Origin of the sequence: Tenacibaculum geojense (assembly GCF_042676005.1) — a bacterium.
Classification (GTDB): Bacteria; Bacteroidota; Bacteroidia; order Flavobacteriales; family Flavobacteriaceae; genus Polaribacter; species Polaribacter geojense.
The window spans coordinates 1-18,972 of sequence record NZ_JBHTJR010000028.1; the positions used below are offsets into that span (position 1 = coordinate 1).

Genomic DNA, 18,972 nt, shown 5'->3' on the forward strand with positions numbered 1-18,972 from the left:
CTTTTTCTTGCGTAAACTGTTATTCATAAAATAAGTCTTATTGGTGTAAACTTATTTTAGGACGGGACAATATACAAAAAAAAGCCTCTAAAAAGAGGCTTTTATATATTTGTTAAATTATTTAAGTTTTTTCTTAACTGCTACTTCAATGTAAACTTCCAGAACATCTCCTTCTTGAATATCATTGTAGTTTTTAATTTGTAATCCACAATCGTATCCTTTAGTAACTTCTTTAACATCGTCTTTAAAACGCTTTAAAGATGTTAACTCTCCATCATGCACCACAATACCTTCTCTAATTAATCTGATATTAGCATCGCGTGTTATCTTACCACTCATTACCATACATCCTGCAATGTTTCCTACTTTAGAAATTTTATAAACCTCTCTAATTTCAACATTACCTATTACCTCTTCTTTCATTTCTGGAGATAACATACCTTCCATGGCATCTTTAAGATCATTGATAGCATCATAGATGATAGAATATGTTCTGATATCAACTTCTTCTCTATCTGCTACCGAACGAGCGTTACCTTGCGGACGAACATTAAATCCAACTATAATAGCATCAGATGCTGTCGCTAATAACACATCAGATTCTGTAATTGCTCCAACTCCTTTGTGAATAATGTTAACTTGAATTTCTTCCGTAGATAATTTTTGGAAAGAATCTGTTAATGCTTCTACAGAACCATCCACATCACCTTTAAGAATAATATTTAATTCTTTAAAGTCACCTAACGCAATACGACGTCCAATTTCGTCTAACGTTAATGTTTTTTGTGTTCTTACAGATTGTTCACGTTGTAATTGAGAACGTTTAGATGCTATTTGTTTAGCTTCTCTCTCGTCATCAAATACATTGAATTTATCACCCGCTTGAGGAGCTCCATCTAAACCTAAAATAGATACTGGTGTAGAAGGACCTGCAACTTTTACTTTTTTGCCTCGTTCATCAAACATAGCTCTTACCTTACCACTGTGTTTACCAGCTAATAAGTAATCACCAATTTTTAAAGTACCAGCTTGTACTAAAATAGTAGAAACATATCCTCTACCTTTATCTAACTGCGCTTCTACAACTGTACCAACTGCATTTTTATCTGGATTTGCTTTTAACTCTAAAACCTCTGCTTCAAGTAATACTTTCTCTAACAACTCGTCAACACCTTGACCAGTTTTAGCAGAAATTTCTTGAGATTGAATGTTTCCTCCCCAATCTTCTACTAATAAATTCATAGCAGATAATTGCGTTTTAACATTATCAGGATTTGCGTTTGGTTTATCTATTTTGTTTAAAGCAAAAATAATTGGTACTCCTGCTGCTTGAGCATGAGCAATTGCTTCTTTTGTTTGTGGCATTACATCATCATCCGCCGCAATTACAATAATTACTAAATCTGTTACTTGTGCACCACGAGCACGCATAGCGGTAAATGCCTCGTGACCCGGCGTATCTAAGAAAGCTATTTTCTGTCCACTCTCCAAAGTAACTCCATAAGCTCCAATATGCTGAGTGATACCTCCACTTTCTCCAGCAATTACGTTTGCCTTACGAATATAATCTAATAAAGATGTTTTACCATGATCTACGTGACCCATAATGGTAATAATAGGCGCACGAGTTTCTAAATCTTCCTCTTTATCTTCAACCTCTTCAATTGACTCTTCTACTTCGGCACCAACAAACTCAACAGTATAGTTAAATTCTTCAGCAACTATTTGTAGCGTTTCAGCATCTAAACGTTGATTCATTGTTACCATCATTCCTAACATCATACATGCTGAAATAATATCTGTAACAGGTTTATCCATCATCGTTGCAACTTCACTTACTGTTACAAACTCCGTTACTTTTAACACTCTGCTTTCTGCTTCTTGTGCTTGTAAATCAGCTTCTGCTTGTTGACGGTGTTGATCACGCTTATCTCTACGATATTTAGCTCCTTTACCTTTTTTAGATTTACCTTGAAGTTTTTCTAAGGTTTCTCTAACTTGTTTTTGGATTTCTGCTTCTGTTAACTCTTCTTTAGGTTCGTTACGTCTGCCTCTTCCACGGTTATTATTTCGGTTACGGTTATTATTATTTCCTCCGCCACCTTGACGATTTCCACCACCTTGGCGATTACCTCCTCCTTGTCTGTTATTAGGATTGGTATTTCCAGTTGGTTTAGAAATTCTTTTACGCTTTTTCTTATCAGCGTTATTGTCTTTGTTGTCTTTGTTATCAGTCTTTTTCTTCTTTGGTCTTTCAAATTGTTTTAAATCAATTTTTTGACCAGTCATTTTAGGACCATCTAACTTCTTGTACTTTGTTACAATTTTCTCAGCATTCTGAGGTGTAATCTCTTTTGGCTTTTCTTCTTTTGAAGGCTTATTGTTTGCTGCCACAGGTTTAGGCTTTTCTTCTTTTTTTGGAGCCACAACTTTAGGTTGTTCTTTTTTGGGCTCAGGCTTTTTAGTAACCTCAGGTTTTTTTGCCTCTACAGGTTTTGGTTGTTCAACAACTTTTGGCTTTTCTACCTTAGGTTCTTCTTTTTTAACCTCTTTTGATTTTACAACTTCTGCTGTTTTTTCTGGCTGAGCAGGAGTTTCTTCTTTAGTAGGTTCTGGCTTAGCTTCTTTTTTAGCACCATCGATATCAATTTTACCAACAGTTTTAATTTCTAATTTTTCAGCTTTTGCCTTCAGTATTTCTTGCTTTTTTTGCTCTTCTAGTCGCTTAGCTTCTTGTTCAGCTTCAAGACGTTTACGTATCTCTTCTTTTTCTTTACGCTTTTCTTCACTAACTTCTTTAGAGGCAACCTTTTTAGATTTATCTGTTTGGAAACCATCTAATAATATTTGGTATTCGGTATCAGATATTTTGGTAGTAGGACGTGCTTCTACCTCATGCCCTTTTTTAGCCAAGTGTTCTACTGCCCTATCTAAAGAGATATTTAACTCTCTTAAAACTTTGTTTAGTCTTAATTTTTTAGCTTCAGCCATAAATTGTTTTATACATTATTAATCAAAAAACACACTTTACCTGTAACAAATAGTTATGTTTTTTTTCTATAAATGCTCGTAAATATTTAATTAGGTTACGAGCGCCCTAAATTAAGCTATTAGATTTAGTCTTCAAACTCCTCGCGCAATATTCTTTGCACATCCATAATAGTTTCTTCTTCTAGGTCAGTTCTTTGAACTAACTCGGCTACATCTTTCTCTAATACACTCTTTGCGGTATCTAAACCTATTTTTCTAAACTCATCAATTACCCAAGCTTCGATTTCATCAGAAAATTCTGTTAATTCAACATCTTCTTCTTCTAATCCCTCTCTTTGAACATCAATCTCGTAACCTGTTAACTGTGAAGCTAAACGAATGTTAACACCTGCTCTACCAATTGCTTTTGATACTTCTTCTGGCTTTAACAATACATTCACTCTACCTTTCAGTCCGTTTTTCTCTTCTTCAAATTTTTCAATTTCTACAGAAGTTACTTTGGCTGGACTTAATGCTCTTGCTATAAATAATTGTTCGTTCTTTGTATAGTTGATAACATCTATGTTCTCATTTCCTAATTCACGAACAATTCCATGAATACGAGAACCTTTAACACCAACACATGCTCCTACGGGGTCAATTCTATCATCATATGAATCAACCGCAATCTTAGCTTTTTCACCAGGAATTCTTGCTACTCCTTCAATAGTAATTAAACCGTCAAACACCTCTGGAATTTCTTGCTCAAATAATTTTACTAAAAACGCAGGAGATGTACGAGATAAAATTATTGCTGGCTTGTTTCCTTTTAATTCTACAGATTTGATAACCCCACGAACAGCATCTCCTTTTCTAAAGAAATCAGATCTAATCTGCTCACTTTTTGGTAATACAATCTCGTTACCTTCATCATCTAATAAGATAACAGCATTGTGACGAATATGATGTACTTCTGCTGAATATAAATCACCTTCTAAATCTTTAAATTGCTTAAAGATATTAGTACTATCGTGCTCATGAATTTTTGAAATTAAATTTTGACGTAAGGCTAAAATTGATCTTCTTCCTAAATCTATTAACTTCACTTCTTCAGACACATCTTCCCCGATTTCAAAATCTGGTTCAATTTTTCTAGCTTCAGATAACTCAATTTCTTCATTATCATCTTCAGAAAAACCATCAGCAACTACTACTCTGTTTCTCCAAATTTCTAAGTCTCCTTTATCAGGGTTTATAATAATATCAAAATTTTCATCTGATCCAAACTTACGTTTTAGCGCAGCTCTGAAAACCTCTTCTAAGATAGACATAAGTGTAACTCTGTCTATACTTTTATTATCTTTAAATTCTGAAAATGACTCGATTAACGCAATATTTTCCATTTTCTCACTTATTAAAATACAATCTTAACTTTTGCTTCTTTTATATCTTCATACGGCAATGTGATTGTTTTCTCAACCGTATGTTTTCCTTTCCCTACAGGCTTTGGCTCTCTTGTCTTCCAAGTTAACGTTATCACCTCTTCTGTTACTTCAATTAAAGTTCCTTCATAGGCTTCGTCGTTAGTTTTTACTTTTAAAATTCTATTTAAATTTTTAAAATACTGACGTTTAACCGCTAATGGATGAGCAATATCTGGCGTTGTTACCTCAAGAGAAAAATCTTCTTCTTCTCTATCTAAATTATGCTCAATATTCCTACTCACTCTCACACACTCACTCAATGGCACTCCAGAATCACCATCTATAACTACCTTAATTTTATTATCTGCTAAAAAAGACAATTCAATTAAGAATAAGGATGGATTCTCATCTAAGGCTTCTTGAAGTAATATTTTTACTCTATCTTGATTCATTTTAGGTATAAAAAGAGGGGACAATCGTCCCCTCACTAACTCATAATTGCTAATTTCAGTGCAAATATACTAAGTTATTTATTAACTAACAAGTTATTACTGTGACGTTTTTTCCGTATCTTTCTATTTGAAAATCAATATTAAAAATAATATCTTATGAAAAAAATTTTAGTACCCATTGATTTCTCCCCCACCTCAGAAAACGCCTCTAAATTAGCTGCCAGAATAGCTAAATTGGCAGATAGCGAAGTTCACATTTTAAACATGATTGAAGTTCCTACTGGAGTTGTAGATATGACTTCTGGAAGTAGTTTTAGTATTCCAGAAAGCATGTTATACATAAGAAAAGTTAGAGATAATATGCTCACTTTTAAAGAACGTATATTCTCTGAAGTTGAAAATGTTTTACACGCTATTCGCTTTCAAAGCCCTATTGATGGGATTTTAAGCTATAGTGAAAAAATTGAAGCCGATATGATAATTATGGGATCTAGAGGACACTCAAGAATTCAAGAATTATTAATTGGATCAAACACCGAAAAAGTAGTTAGAAACTCTAAAATACCCGTATTAGTTGTAAAAGAAGACAACGAAAATTTCATACCTAGAAATATTGTTTTTGCATCAAGCTTCAAAGAAGGGAAAGATGAAGCACTTAAAAAGTTATTAAAACTCTCAAAGCAGTTTAATAACACCATTCACTTATTAAAAGTAAATACACCACAAAATTTTGAAAACACTAATGATTGCAGAAACAGAATTGAAAATTTTGTTAAACATCTAGACATACCAAACTATACGGTAAACATTTACAATGATGAAAATATCGAAAACGGTATTTTAAATTTTTCTAACGAAATAAACAGCGATATGATAGCATTAGCCACCCATGAACGCAGCGGACTCTTCCATATTTTCAACAGAGGAATTACAAGGAGTTTAGCAAAAAATGCTAATAGACCTGTATTAACCTTAAGAGTATAAAACAAAAAAAACCTCACAAATTGTGAGGTTTTTTGTTGGCCTACTAGGACTCGAACCTAGAATATCGGTACCAAAAACCGGTGTGTTGCCATTACACCATAGGCCAATATTTGAGTTTACAAATATAAAACAAAGCTTTTATATTTTCAAAAACTCACTTGTTCATTTTTATATCTAAGCATAAAAAGAACTTTAAAAGCAAAATCCTCAAAGTATATTATGAGGATTTTTTGTTGGCCTACTAGGACTCGAACCTAGAATATCGGTACCAAAAACCGGTGTGTTGCCATTACACCATAGGCCAATTGCTTATTGCGGGTGCAAATATAAAACATTTTTTTATATCAGCAATAAATTTTAAAAAATGATTTAACAAAATTTTATTCTTTTTTAATAAAGTGATTTCAATCAAAAAACTACTTTTGTTTGAATTGTTAAAAAACAACAATTTAATAACTACTTTATTAGTACATTCGCAACAATATTTAAACTAAACTATGAAAGATTTTAGCTTTAAAAAATGGAACATCATTTTAGGATGGGTTTCATTTGGTATTGCATTAATTACCTATACACTTACTTTAGAACCAACTGTTAGCTCATGGGATTGTGGAGAATACATTTCTACCGCTGTAAAATTAGAAGTTGGCCATCCTCCTGGTGCTCCGTTATTTCAAATGTTGGGAGCATTTTTTGCTCTTTTTACTTCAGATAGTAGTAACTGGGCTTATATGGTAAATTTCATGTCTGGTTTAGCGAGTGCTTTTACCATATTGTTTATGTTTTGGACAATTACTAACCTAGCTAAAAAAGTAGTTACTAAAAACAGTTCTTTTAGTACAGGGGAAAAAATAGCTGTATTAGGTAGTGGGTTAGTTGGATCTTTAGCATATACATTTTCTGATAGCTTTTGGTTTAGTGCTGTAGAAGGTGAAGTATACGCTATGTCTTCATTTTTAATGGCTTTACTTTTCTGGTTAGGATTAAAATGGGTTAACGAAATTAACGAACCAAGAGGTAATAAATGGTTAATATTAATCAGTTTAGTAGTGGGGCTTTCTTTTGGAGTACATATATTATCATTATTAGTTATACCATCTATAGTAATGTTATATTTTTTCAAAACCTATAATAACATTACTGTTAAAACAACTGCAATTGCTTCTTTTGTATCAATATTGGTATTAGCTTTTGTTTTTAAGTTTTTATTCCCTTTTACATTGAAGTTTTTTAGTGCTTCAGAATTGTTTTTTATTAATACAATTGGTTTACCCTATAATTCAGGTACAATTATCGCGGCAATAATTTTAATTGGTGCTTTTTATTTTGGGTTAAATTACACCAGAAAAAACAACCTAGTTACCGCTAATACGTTAGTGCTTTCTATTATGTTTATAATGATTGGATTTTCATCTTGGATGATGTTACCAATTCGTGCTAATGCAGATACTGTAATTAATGAAAATAACCCATCAAGCGCAAGAGAACTCCTAGCTTATTACAACAGAGAGCAATATGGAGATGCTAATGTTTTTTATGATAAATATTACTCATTTGAATACCAAAGAGAAATAGATGAACAACAACCTTACAGAGACGACAAGCCTAAATATGAAAAAATAGATGGCAGGTATGAGATTGTAAACAACTATAAAAATGTTCTCCCTAACTATTCAGATAAACACAAAGGCTTTATTCCTAGAATGACTAATCCGGGTTCTGAACAATATTATAAGCAAATTGCAGGCATTCCTGCAAGAAGTACAAGAAGACCTACTTTTTTAGAGAACATTAAATTTATGATTGACTACCAATTTGGCTATATGTATGGTAGGTATTTTATGTGGAACTTTGTAGGAAGACAAAATGATATTCAAGGACATTTAGATATTGAGAATGGTAACTGGATTAGCGGAATTAAACCAATTGATGAAATTAGGTTAGGCTCTCAAGAAATGCTTCCTGATGATGTAAAAAACAACAAAGGAAGAAACACATATTTCTTTTTACCGTTAATTTTAGGACTTATTGGTGTATTATATCACTTGAAAGAAGACAAGAAAAACTGGTATACACTTGGTTTATTCTTTGTTTTTACTGGTTTTGCCATTATCTTTTATACCAACCCTAAACCTTTTGAACCTCGAGAACGTGATTACGCTGTTGTAGGCTCTTTTTATGTATTTGCAATTTGGATTGGTTTTGGCGTATTAGCATTATATGACTCTTTTAAAACATACGCTAACAAAAAAACAGTTGCTACGGCTATTAGCCTAGTAAGTTTAGTTGCTGTTCCTGCGTTAATGGGATTCCAAAATTGGGATGACCATGACAGGGGTGACAGATATACTGCTCAATTAAATGCACAAACGTATTTAGAAAGTTGTGATCCTAATGCAATTATATTTACAATTGGTGACAACGATACATTTCCGTTATGGTATATGCAACAAATAGAAGGTGTAAGAACTGATATTAAAATTGTAAATACTAGTTTATTTGCTACAGATTGGTACATAGATCAAATGAAAAAAGCAACCTATGAAGCAGCACCAATTCCTTCTAAATTAACACATGACCAATACAAATATGGAACGCTTGATTTGGCTTACCATATACCACACCCACAATTAAAAGACTCTGTAATTGCTTTAAAGGATTTTATGAGATGGATTGCAAGCGATAATGATGCTACTTATATAGAAACTGAAAACAATGAACGTGTTAAAATTTATCCTACCAATAAAATAAGAGTTCCTGTTAATAAAGAAAATGCTATAAAATCTGGAATAGTAGCAGCAAAAGATGCTGACAAGATTGTAGATTATATTGACATTACGGTTGATGCCCAAGGTTTAACCAAAAACAGAATTATGATGTTAGACATCTTAAATAATTTTGATTGGAAAAGACCAATATACTTTACTGGAGGCTCAAACTCTGACGAAGAATATATATGGATGAAAGACTACCTACAATTAGATGGTATGGCTTATAAATTGGTTCCTATAAAAACTCCAATTGGTAAAAAATCTATGTTTGATATGGGACGAATTGATCCTGATAAAATGTGGGCTAATGTTCAAAAATGGGAATGGAAAACTATTAATAATGGAGAAATTTATTTAGATGAGCAAACTAAAAGAAACGCTATTTCTATGCGCAACAACTTAATGCGTTTGTCTGAAGAGTTTTTAAAAGTTGGCGACTCTGTAAAAGCTAAAGATGCATTAGATTTATCTTTATATAAAATGCCAATAAAAGATTTTGACCATTATAGTATTTCTTTAGGTTATCCAGAATTATACTACAGAATTGGTGATATTAACAAAGCAAGAGAAACTGCTGAAACTTTAGTAGATATTTTTCAACAATACTTAGTATACTACAGTACTTTTGACGAAAGAGATATTGATCTAATAATTGACAACTTAGATACCAACTTGTATATGTATAGAAACTTAATTAATCAAGTTGGCAGGTATGATAATGATAAGGAGTATTTAAACAAACTTGAAAATAGTTTTATGGATCATGTTAAGTTATTTAAACACTTGATGCCAGATATACCAGAAAAAGAAACTGTTGATGAAGTTTTAGACTCTATAAAACCTTAACAATAAAAAAGGCGATTGAATTTATCAATCGCCTTTTTAGTTTACTAATATTATTTTTTTTAAACGTACTGTTGTACCAAACCTATTAAAGTATTTGCATCTTGCATTCCTGTTTGCCTCCACTTCATTTCTCCATCTTTATAAATCATAAAAGTTGGATTTCCTTTTACACGTAATGCTTCTGCTAATATTTCATTCTTATTGATGTCTATTTTAATAACTTTAGCTTTATCACCTAAAGCAGCAGCAACATCTCTTAATGTATCTAAATTAAAATCGGCTTCTTCCCAATCGGTATAAAAATCTATCAATACCGGCTTGTTAATACTTATAATTTCGCCAAACTTTGTCATTTTACCTAAGTTTAAACTATATAGCGCATAAAATTAACAATTTTTTACTATGTATATGTAAAACTTAGGTTAAAAATATTGAAAATCAAGCCTTTTTTAATTCAATAACTGTTATTTCTGGCCAAATACCAACTCTACCAGGAAAAGCATGATACCCAAAACCTCTGTTTACATTTATGTATCTATTAAATTCTTTATATAAACCAGCCCACTGTTTATAAACATATTGAGAGGGACTCCACCTGAAAAAGCCTGGTATTTCAATACCAAATTGCAATCCATGGGTATGCCCACTTAACGTTAGTTGATAATTAAAATCATCTTTTTTAACAACATATTCCCAATGACTAGGATCATGTGTCATTAAAATTTTAAAATCATTTTGTGAAACACCATTAATAGATTTAGATAAATCACCTTCTTTCTTAAAGCCTTTACCCCAGTTTTCTACTCCAATTAAAGCTATTTTTTGACCATCTTTTTCTAAAATCCTATTTTCATTCAACAACAAGTCAAATCCTATTTTAGGATGAATTTTTTTAACCGCCTCGAAATTTTGTTTTTTATCTTCTTCAGAATTCCAATCGGAATAATCACCATAATCATGATTACCAAGTATAGAAAATTTCCCTTGAGGTGCCTTTAACTGTTTAAAAACATCAATCCAATCATCCATTTCATATGCAAAATTATTTACAATATCACCTGTAAATAAAATAACATCAGAGTTTTGTTTGTTAACCAAATCTACTCCGTATTGGATTTTTTCTTTATTGTCAAAACTTCCAGAATGTATATCCGTAATTTGTGTAATGGTAAATCCATCAAAAGCTTCTGGTAAATCATCAAAAGATAATTGATACTTCAAGACCTTATAGTTGTACTTTCCTTTAAAAATACCATATAATAAACTTGCAAAAGGTAAAGCTGCCATACCTAAGGCAAGTTGTGATATAAACTTTCTTCTACTAGGTAATTCTTTAGTGCTAGAGCTAAAATACCCCGTAATTTTTTGTCCAACCCTTAAAACATCTTCTCCAAACATAAAAAGTGTGACAATAACTTTTGGTATTAACGCTAGTAATAAAAAGCCAACAGCCCATTGAAAAGCTCTAGTTTGACCATTTGCTCTGTCATAAGTTGCTATCATTATAAAAAAATTAAGATAGGCTCCAATACCAAACAACAACCAAACCCATTTAAACCATTTGTTTTTAACTACCGTTTTAACCGCCTGAAAAGCATATAACTCAAGCACAAAAAACACTACACTAAAAATCAACAAAGTAAACAACCAACGAGGCATAATATAATTTCTAATTTTAATCTTGCAAAGATACGCTTAAGTTCCAACTTCATTTTTTAAGTTCTTGTTAAAGTTTCGTAGCTTTACAATCTTCAATATTTACCAACATGTCAAACAAAAAAAGACTTTTTTTATTAGATGCTTATGCTTTAATTTTTAGAGGTTATTATGCCTTTATTAAAAACCCAAGAATTAACTCTAAAGGATTAGATACCTCAGCAATAATGGGGTTTACCAACTCTTTGCTTGATGTAATTAAGCGAGAGAAACCTGATTATTTAGCCGTTTGTTTTGATAAAGGAGGAAGCGCTGAAAGAAACGATTTATTTCCTGAATACAAATCTAACAGACAAGAAACTCCAGAAGCCATTAAAATTGCTGTTCCTTATATAGAACAAATATTAGAAGCTATGAATATACCAGCCATCGTAAAAGAAGGCTTTGAAGCTGATGATATTATTGGAACGTTAGCAAAAAAAGCTGAAAAGGAAGGCTTAGAAACTTATATGGTAACACCTGATAAAGATTTTGCTCAATTAGTATCTGACAATATTTTTATGTACAGACCACCTCGAATGGGTAATGGTTATGAAAAATGGGGTGTAGAAGAAGTTAAAGCTAAATTTGGCGTAGAAAGACCTGAACAAGTAATAGACTTTTTAGGTATGATGGGAGATAGTGTTGACAATATTCCAGGTTTACCGGGTGTTGGTGAAAAAACAGCAAAGAAATTTTTGGCTGCTTATGGCAGTATGGAAGGTTTGTTTGAAAACATTGACGAGCTTAAAGGAAAAATGAAAGAAAAGGTAGCTTCCAATCAAGAATTAGGTCTACTTTCTAAAAAACTAGCAACCATTATGCTAGATGTTCCTGTAGAGTTAGAGCAAGATAAACTTATTTTTGAACAACCAAATATTGAAAAAACTAAAGAAATTTTTACGGAATTAGAATTTCGAAGATTAACAGAAAATTTCTTAAAAACTTTTGCTGGCCCTGATGAAACTACCTTAAATACCACTGCAAAATCAACAACTAAAACAACTAAAGAGGGACAGTTTGACTTGTTTGCTACTCCTGGAAGCGGAAACGCTGTTCATACAGATATTGAAGGATTTAAAACTATTAAAAACACCGCTCATTTTTATCAATTAGTTAACACAGCATTGGCTAGAAAAAAACTAATTCAAAAGTTACTTCAACAAACATCTGTGTGTTTTGACACCGAAACTACAGGTTTAAAAGCCTTAGAGGTAGAGTTAATTGGAATTGCTTTTTCTTGGGAAAACAATAAAGGTTATTATGTGAGTTTTCCAGAAAATCAAAATGAAACCAAAGAAATTCTAGAAGAATTTAGACCTTTCTTTGAATCTGAAACCATTAAGAAAATTGGTCATAATATAAAATATGACATCAAAGTTTTATCAAACTACAACATGCCTGTAGCTGGAAATTTATTTGATACCATGATTGCTCACTATCTAATTAACCCAGATATGCGACACAACATGGATGTATTGGCAGAAACCTACCTTAATTACCAACCTGTTCCAATTACTGATTTAATTGGTAAAAAAGGCAAGAATCAACTATCAATGCGAGTAGTTGATTTAGCAAAACAAACAGAATATGCAGTAGAAGATGCTGATATTACGTTTCAATTAAAACAACATTTTGAACAAGAATTAGAGGCTAGTAACCTAACTAAACTTTTTAAGGAAGTAGAAACCCCATTAGTAGCAGTTTTAACTGCCATGGAGATAGAAGGAATTAACTTGGACACTTCATTCTTAAAAAAGCTTTCTGAAGAATTAACAAACGATATAGCCACACTAGAAAAAAACATCTTTGAGCAAGCTGGAGAAGAATTTAACATTGCATCTCCAAAACAATTAGGACCAATTCTTTTTGAGAAATTAAAATTAGTAGATAAACCTAAAAAAACAAAAACAGGTCAATATTCTACTGCAGAGGATGTACTTTCTTATTTAGCTAATGATCATAAAATTGTGGCTGATATTTTAGAATATCGACAATATAAAAAACTACAAAGTACATATGTAGATGCTTTACCGAATGAAATTAATTCAAAAACAGGAAGAATACATACGGTATACGCACAAGCTGTTGCAGCCACAGGAAGATTAAGCTCTAACAACCCTAATCTTCAAAATATACCTATCAGAACCAAAAGAGGTCAAGAGGTTAGAAAAGCTTTTATTCCAAAGGACACTAATTATGTTTTATTAGCTGCAGATTACAGTCAAATTGAACTACGTATTATTGCCGCCTTAAGCAATGAGGAAACCATGATTCAAGATTTTATTGATGGCAAAGATATTCATGCTTCTACAGCAGCTAAAGTTTTTAATGTTTCTATAGGTGATATTACTCGTGAACAAAGAAGCAATGCTAAAACAGTTAATTTTGGTATTATCTACGGAGTATCTGCTTTTGGTTTAAGTAATCAAACAAATTTAACCAGAAGCGAATCTAAAGAATTAATAGATGCGTATTATAAAACATATCCTAAATTAAAAAACTACATGGCTAAACAAGTAGATTTTGCTCGTGAACATGGCTATGTGGAAACCATTTTAGGAAGAAAGCGTTATTTAAAAGACATTAATTCTAGAAATGCTATTGTAAGAGGTGCTGCTGAAAGAAATGCTGTAAATGCACCAATACAAGGTAGTGCTGCAGACATTATTAAGCTAGCCATGATAAATATTCAGAATCGCTTTAAACAAGAAAATTTTAAATCTAAAATGCTATTACAGGTTCATGATGAACTTGTTTTTGATGCACATAAAGATGAATTAGATATTATTAAGCCTATTATACAATCAGAAATGGAAAATGCATTTACAATGAGTGTTCCTCTTAGTGTAGAAATTGGATTAGGAAATAATTGGCTTGAAGCTCATTAACAAAAAAACACTCACTTTTCCCCAAAAGTGAGTGTTTTTCCTTAGTAAGTTTTTCTTAGTGATTCAAAGCGTAGCTTGCTCCTTTTCCGAACTCAGCTAACATTTCGAATAATCCTTTAAAAAAGTTACTAACCTTTTTTAGTAATGATATCCCCATAATGTAAAGTGTTTAATAATCCCAGCACAAATATACAACATAAGAGACTGTAAATCAATACAAAATACAATATAAAGTATCAATTGCAAAGATTTTAGTATCAAATGCAAAAATATTGTATAAATAACACAATAAAATTGTTAAATCTGCAGGAAATCATCAAAAGCTATATAATAAGGCTGGTCTTTAAACACAGGAAGTTCTAAACTTTCAGCATTAGCAATACCTACGCCAGCATACCAAACCTTAGCGTTTTGTTCTTTTGCATGCGCTTTAAAGGTTTCAACCCAAACAGTATCATAAGCATTTGGATTTTGTAAATTTTCAGTAGCCTTTACTAAAACAAAAATGGTAGGCTCACCTTTTTTATACAATACAAACTGAGGATGTCTTTTTAACTGACTATTAATAGCTAAAAACTCATACCCCATTCCTTGAAGCTTTTTCCCCACATAATTCATGGCTAAATTATGTAACTCTTGCTCAGTTAATGCTTGCATTACTTTCTTTTTTTATTTTTCTTATTGTAATTTTTGTCTCCTCTTGTTTTTGGCTTCTTATATTTTTTTGCTATTTCACGGCGATAAGAACCTCCTTGATTCACTTTTTTATTCTTTTCTTTCTTTTCATGAAAAGCAGGTCCAGGAACATATTCTTGAGAGGTTCTGTTATTAGATTGTGTCTTATCTTCTTTTGGCCTTTCTTCTTCTGTAAGTTGATTAGATATTGTTACCGTTTCAGGAATTTCTACCATAGGTATTTTAAAATTCATCAACTCTTCAATTCTATTTTTAGCCTCTTGCTCTTTTTCGGTAGCAAATAAAATTGCTTTACCTTCATGAGCTGCCCTACCTGTTCTACCAATTCTATGCATATAATTTTCTGGGTAATGAGTAGGATTGAAGTTGATAACGTGAGTAATTTCATCTAAATCTAAACCACGTGCAATAACATCTGTAGCAATTAAAATTCTATGACTACCTGTATTGAAAGCCTCAATAGAATGTAAACGATAATTTTGTGTTTTGTTAGAGTGAATTACACAAGCTTGACCCGGGAACTCTTCTTCTATTAAATTAAAAATACGATCGGCATTTCTTTTATTAGGAGCAAATATTAATACTTTACTAAATTCAGACTTATCAAATAACAAATGATTTAATAAGTTCATTTTAGTATAAAAATTAGGGACGTTATAAGCCGTTTGAGAAATATTATCTAAAGGTGTTCCACTAACTGCTATTGCTATTTTTTTAGGCGCTATAAAGAAATCATCAATTAACACTTCAACATCTTCAGTCATAGTTGCTGAAAACATTATATTTTGTCTTCTATCTGGAAGTAAGTCAAAAATATTTAAAATTTGAAAACGGAAACCTAGATCTAACATTACATCCACTTCATCTATTACTAGTTTTTGAATAGATTTCAATTTTAGCACATTACTCACAGCTAAGTCATACAACCTTCCTGGGGTTGCTACTATAATATCACAACCTAAAGCTACAGCTTGTTTATGTCTGTTTAAATTAACACCTCCATATACTCCTAAAACGCGAACATTAATGTACTTTGACAGCTTTTCTATTTCATCTACCACTTGCACTACCAATTCTCTTGTTGGAACTAAAATTAAAACTCTAGGAGTTAATTGTTTTGAGAATTTTAAATCGCGAAGAATTGGCAACATGTAAGCAAAAGTTTTCCCTGTACCTGTTTGTGCGATTCCTACCACATCTTTACCTGATCTTACTACAGGAAATGCTTGCTCTTGGATAGGTGTTGGGTTTTCAAAGCCTAAATCTTCGATTGCATTTCTTAACGGATTGGATAAATCTATATCTTGAAAAGTGATCATTTAACGTATTTTGCCACAAAGGTACAACCATTATTTCGTATATTTATAGAGATAATTTAATGACGATATGAAAACACCAAAACGTTTAGAGCAGGCTTTGATAAAATTATATAATGCTTTTCATAATGATGAACTAAACCCTGAATGTTGTTCTGCTTGTGCTGTTGGAAATATATTAGATAATCACGATAGTTGGAAACACTTATCCAATGATCATGGATCACTTACTTTAAGTTATGTAGGTAGAGTTCATGAAACTTTAGGTAGAAAGTTTAATGGTTATTCTCCTTTAGAACTTTTACAGATTGAACGTATTTTTTTACAAGCTTGCGGATTTACTGTTCCGTTATGTCACTACAACACAAAACCTGAAAACCCACGAAACAAAGAAATTCTATTTAATGGTTTATGTGCTGTGGTTGCCTATTTATGTGAGTTAGATGGAATAGCAAATGTTATGGATTATTCTAAAATATTTGAGTTTGAAAATGAAAATCCAGTATATAAATTTGATGTAATTTATGATTAAAAATAAAAAAACCGATACTTTGAGTATCGGTTTTTTATTTTATAAAGTGTAAATCTTACTTGTAAACTTCTTTGATAAAATCTTCGTAAGAAACCTCTTTAGTTTTAAACTTCATATTCTCTTTAAAGAATGCTAATAACTTTTGAGAGATTAACTGAGACTGTAAACGTTGAGCCTCTTCTTGGTTAGATAAAACTCTACCAGCAATATTATCTAACTCCTCTTCTGAAGGATTCATATTACCAAACTGTGCCATTTGAGCTCTAATAAAACCTTTAGCATACTCTTGTAATTCAGCGTAGTCTAATTTGATTTCGTTGTCTTTCATAATCTTTCCTTCGATTAATTGATAACGTAAACCTTTTTCTGATTTAGAATACTCTTCTTTTGCTTCTTCTAAAGATAATTCTTTCTCTCCAGCAGTTTGTAACCACTTTTGTAAAAATTCAGCAGGTAAATCAAACGTTGTATTTTCAACTAAATGCTCTGTTACAGCATTTAATAATTGTTGATCTGCTTGTTGTTGAAATTGCTTTTCAGCATCTTCTTTAATTTTATCTTTTAATTCAGTAGCAGTAGTTACACTTCCATCAGGAAATAACTTGTCAAATAAATCCTGATCTAAATCTGCCAACTCAGTTTTATTAACCTCTTCTACAGTTAAAGTTACTTTAATATCTAAATCGTGAGCTTCTTCGTGAGAAACTCCTAATACAGTTTGTAACTTATGATCGTCTTCGAATAACTTTTTAGTTTTTAATTCGATAACATCACCTACTTTAGCACCAACTAATTTCTTTTGGTTTGTTTTACCTTTGATATCAGCGATAGCAAATGTAGCTTTTTTATTAATTTCGTTTTCTTCGGCAGTAAAAGTTCCTGTAATGTTAGATTCTTCTGTAGCTTCTTCTTGAGTAATTAATTTACCAAAACGAGTTTGTAAGTTTTCAACTTCTTTGTTAATTAACTCTTCAGTAGCTACTATTTTATATTCGGTAATTTTGTTTTTACCTTCAATATCTACATTAAATTCAGGAGCTAAACCTAACTCGAACTCAAAAGAAAACTGGTCAGTATCCCATGAAAAATCATCTTTTACCACTGGTAACGGATTTCCTAAGATGTCTAACTTTTCTTCTACTAAAAATTTGTTTAAACTTTCTTGTAAAAGCTTGTTTACCTCATCAATCATTACAGCTTTACCGTACTGCTTTTTAACCATTCCCATTGGCACATGACCTTTTCTAAAACCAGGAATGTCTGCTTTTTTACGGTAATCGTTTAATACTTCTGTTACTTTGTCTTTATAATCTTCAGCAACAATATCAACTTTTACAATCGCGTTTAACGCATCTACATTTTCTTTTGTAATATTCATCTTTAATGCTATCTTCTTAAAAAATTGGGTGCAAAATTAATGTTTTATTTCTTGATAACCAAGCAATTTGATAATGTTATTAAAGTATTTAGCATTATCTTTCTTCTTCTCTTAACAAACTGAATAACAACGACCTAAATAAAGACAACAGAACACTAAAAAGCATCGCTGTAAAAAAGCCATTTACTGCAAAACCGCTTACTAAATTACTAGCTAATAAAATAACTATTGCATTTATTACAAACAAAAACAAACCAAGTGTTAGAATTGTAACAGGTAAAGTGAAAATTACCAACAATGGTTTTACAAACATATTTAACAATGCTATAACTGCCGCAACTACAATTGCAGTTGTATAACTAGAAACAGTTACTCCTGGTAAAAAATTAGCCAATATAATTACTGCCAATGCAGTTAATAAAAGTTTTAAAATAAAATTCATACGTTGTATTTAAAGTTACTATAAACTTAATCTAAAGTTATACCAATTTACAAAAACTGATTTATTGACAGCTTTTTTATATTTTTTTGTAAGTTTAAATAAAAAATAAAAACCTATGAAATTATTAAAAAACACTATACCTGTGCTTTTATTTCTTCTAATTATTGCATGTAATAGTACAAAAAAAGCTTCCTCTAATACTTCAAACAAAACATATAAGACTCCGCAAATTTTGTATAATGCTTACGTAATTACTTCTATTTCCAAAGATGATTCCTACGGATACTCTAAAGAAAACCCAATAAATGTTGGTGGCATGAAAGATATGACTGGAGCATTAAATCAAAGACGTTACTTAAATGGTTTAGCTGGACCAAACGGAGAAAACGTGACATATTTTAGAGCTGGTAGCTGTTGTAGTTTTAAATCTAAAAACGGAATTTTCGGAAACGGTTTATTGGATATTTATTTAGTGACTTGGGAAAACGCTAAAGACACAACTACTCTTTACCTGAACTTATATGACAAAGGAGAACTTAAAATACCTGTTGGGTTTACATCTATGTTTGATTAAT

General features: G+C 31.5%; 14 protein-coding genes and 2 tRNA genes. 5 read left to right on the plus strand and 11 right to left on the minus strand.

Annotation, left to right across the window (positions count from 1 at the left end; genetic code table 11):
- Positions 1–117: 117 nt before the first annotated feature.
- From infB to rimP, 3 genes are all read right to left on the minus strand, one after another.
- The gene (gene infB / locus ACFQ1U_RS05135) at positions 118–2,991 is read right to left on the minus strand and encodes a translation initiation factor IF-2 (protein WP_386106014.1); all 2,874 of its coding nucleotides are present in this window, start codon (positions 2,989–2,991) and stop codon (positions 118–120) included.
- A 125-nt stretch (positions 2,992–3,116) separates the two neighbouring features.
- A complete protein-coding gene (gene nusA / locus ACFQ1U_RS05140; RefSeq protein WP_386106016.1) occupies positions 3,117–4,373 on the minus strand; it encodes a transcription termination factor NusA in 1,257 nt (418 codons plus the stop codon).
- 11 nt (positions 4,374–4,384) lie between these two features.
- Positions 4,385–4,846 carry a ribosome assembly cofactor RimP gene (gene rimP, locus ACFQ1U_RS05145; RefSeq protein ID WP_386106018.1) on the minus strand — a complete coding sequence of 154 codons (462 nt, stop codon included), beginning with the start codon at positions 4,844–4,846 and terminating at the stop codon, positions 4,385–4,387.
- 156 nt (positions 4,847–5,002) lie between these two features.
- Here rimP and ACFQ1U_RS05150 point away from each other — a divergent pair, with 156 nt between their 5' ends.
- Complete coding sequence (locus ACFQ1U_RS05150) at positions 5,003–5,830, plus strand: universal stress protein (protein WP_386106020.1); 828 nt, start codon at positions 5,003–5,005, stop codon at positions 5,828–5,830.
- Positions 5,831–5,865: 35 nt separating this feature from the next.
- Here the strand turns inward: ACFQ1U_RS05150 and ACFQ1U_RS05155 are convergent.
- Together ACFQ1U_RS05155 and ACFQ1U_RS05160 are read right to left on the minus strand one after the other, a co-directional pair.
- Positions 5,866–5,936, minus strand: a tRNA-Gln gene (locus ACFQ1U_RS05155).
- 127 nt (positions 5,937–6,063) lie between these two features.
- Positions 6,064–6,134, minus strand: a tRNA-Gln gene (locus ACFQ1U_RS05160).
- A 193-nt stretch (positions 6,135–6,327) separates the two neighbouring features.
- On the opposite strand from ACFQ1U_RS05160, the gene ACFQ1U_RS05165 reads away from it, so the two are divergent.
- Positions 6,328–9,447, plus strand: coding sequence for a glycosyltransferase family 117 protein (locus tag ACFQ1U_RS05165; RefSeq protein WP_386106022.1), 3,120 nt, complete (start codon positions 6,328–6,330; stop codon positions 9,445–9,447).
- A 59-nt stretch (positions 9,448–9,506) separates the two neighbouring features.
- Here the strand turns inward: ACFQ1U_RS05165 and ACFQ1U_RS05170 are convergent, their stop codons facing one another.
- Positions 9,507–9,800: a thioredoxin family protein gene (locus tag ACFQ1U_RS05170; protein ID WP_386106024.1), complete on the minus strand. Its 294-nt coding sequence runs from the start codon at positions 9,798–9,800 to the stop codon at positions 9,507–9,509.
- Positions 9,801–9,885: 85 nt separating this feature from the next.
- Positions 9,886–11,106, minus strand: a complete 1,221-nt coding sequence (locus ACFQ1U_RS05175) for a metallophosphoesterase (RefSeq protein WP_386106026.1) — start codon at positions 11,104–11,106, stop codon at positions 9,886–9,888.
- Positions 11,107–11,213: 107 nt separating this feature from the next.
- Here ACFQ1U_RS05175 and polA point away from each other — a divergent pair, with 107 nt between their 5' ends.
- On the plus strand, positions 11,214–14,033 hold the full coding sequence (gene polA, locus ACFQ1U_RS05180; protein ID WP_386106028.1) for a DNA polymerase I: 2,820 nt from the start codon (positions 11,214–11,216) through the stop codon (positions 14,031–14,033).
- Between the two features lie 297 nt (positions 14,034–14,330).
- On the opposite strand, the gene ACFQ1U_RS05185 is transcribed toward polA, so the two are convergent.
- Entirely contained in the window at positions 14,331–14,690 is a 360-nt protein-coding gene (locus tag ACFQ1U_RS05185) for a Na(+)-translocating NADH-quinone reductase subunit F (protein ID WP_386106030.1), read from the minus strand.
- Entirely contained in the window at positions 14,690–16,048 is a 1,359-nt protein-coding gene (locus tag ACFQ1U_RS05190) for a DEAD/DEAH box helicase (protein WP_386106032.1), read from the minus strand. The genes ACFQ1U_RS05185 and ACFQ1U_RS05190 overlap by 1 nt, the downstream gene beginning before the upstream one ends.
- Before the next feature lie 67 nt (positions 16,049–16,115).
- Between ACFQ1U_RS05190 and ACFQ1U_RS05195 the strand changes: the two genes are divergently transcribed.
- Positions 16,116–16,577: a Na(+)-translocating NADH-quinone reductase subunit F gene (locus tag ACFQ1U_RS05195; RefSeq protein WP_386106034.1), complete on the plus strand. Its 462-nt coding sequence runs from the start codon at positions 16,116–16,118 to the stop codon at positions 16,575–16,577.
- A 55-nt stretch (positions 16,578–16,632) separates the two neighbouring features.
- On the opposite strand, the gene tig is transcribed toward ACFQ1U_RS05195, so the two are convergent.
- Together tig and ACFQ1U_RS05205 are read right to left on the minus strand one after the other, a co-directional pair.
- Positions 16,633–17,955, minus strand: a complete 1,323-nt coding sequence (gene tig, locus ACFQ1U_RS05200; RefSeq protein ID WP_386106036.1) for a trigger factor — start codon at positions 17,953–17,955, stop codon at positions 16,633–16,635.
- A 94-nt stretch (positions 17,956–18,049) separates the two neighbouring features.
- The gene (locus tag ACFQ1U_RS05205) at positions 18,050–18,397 is read right to left on the minus strand and encodes a phage holin family protein (protein ID WP_386106038.1); all 348 of its coding nucleotides are present in this window, start codon (positions 18,395–18,397) and stop codon (positions 18,050–18,052) included.
- 115 nt (positions 18,398–18,512) lie between these two features.
- Between ACFQ1U_RS05205 and ACFQ1U_RS05210 the strand changes: the two genes are divergently transcribed.
- A complete protein-coding gene (locus ACFQ1U_RS05210; RefSeq protein ID WP_386106040.1) occupies positions 18,513–18,971 on the plus strand; it encodes a 2-dehydro-3-deoxyphosphooctonate aldolase in 459 nt (152 codons plus the stop codon).
- Position 18,972: the final 1 nt, after the last annotated feature.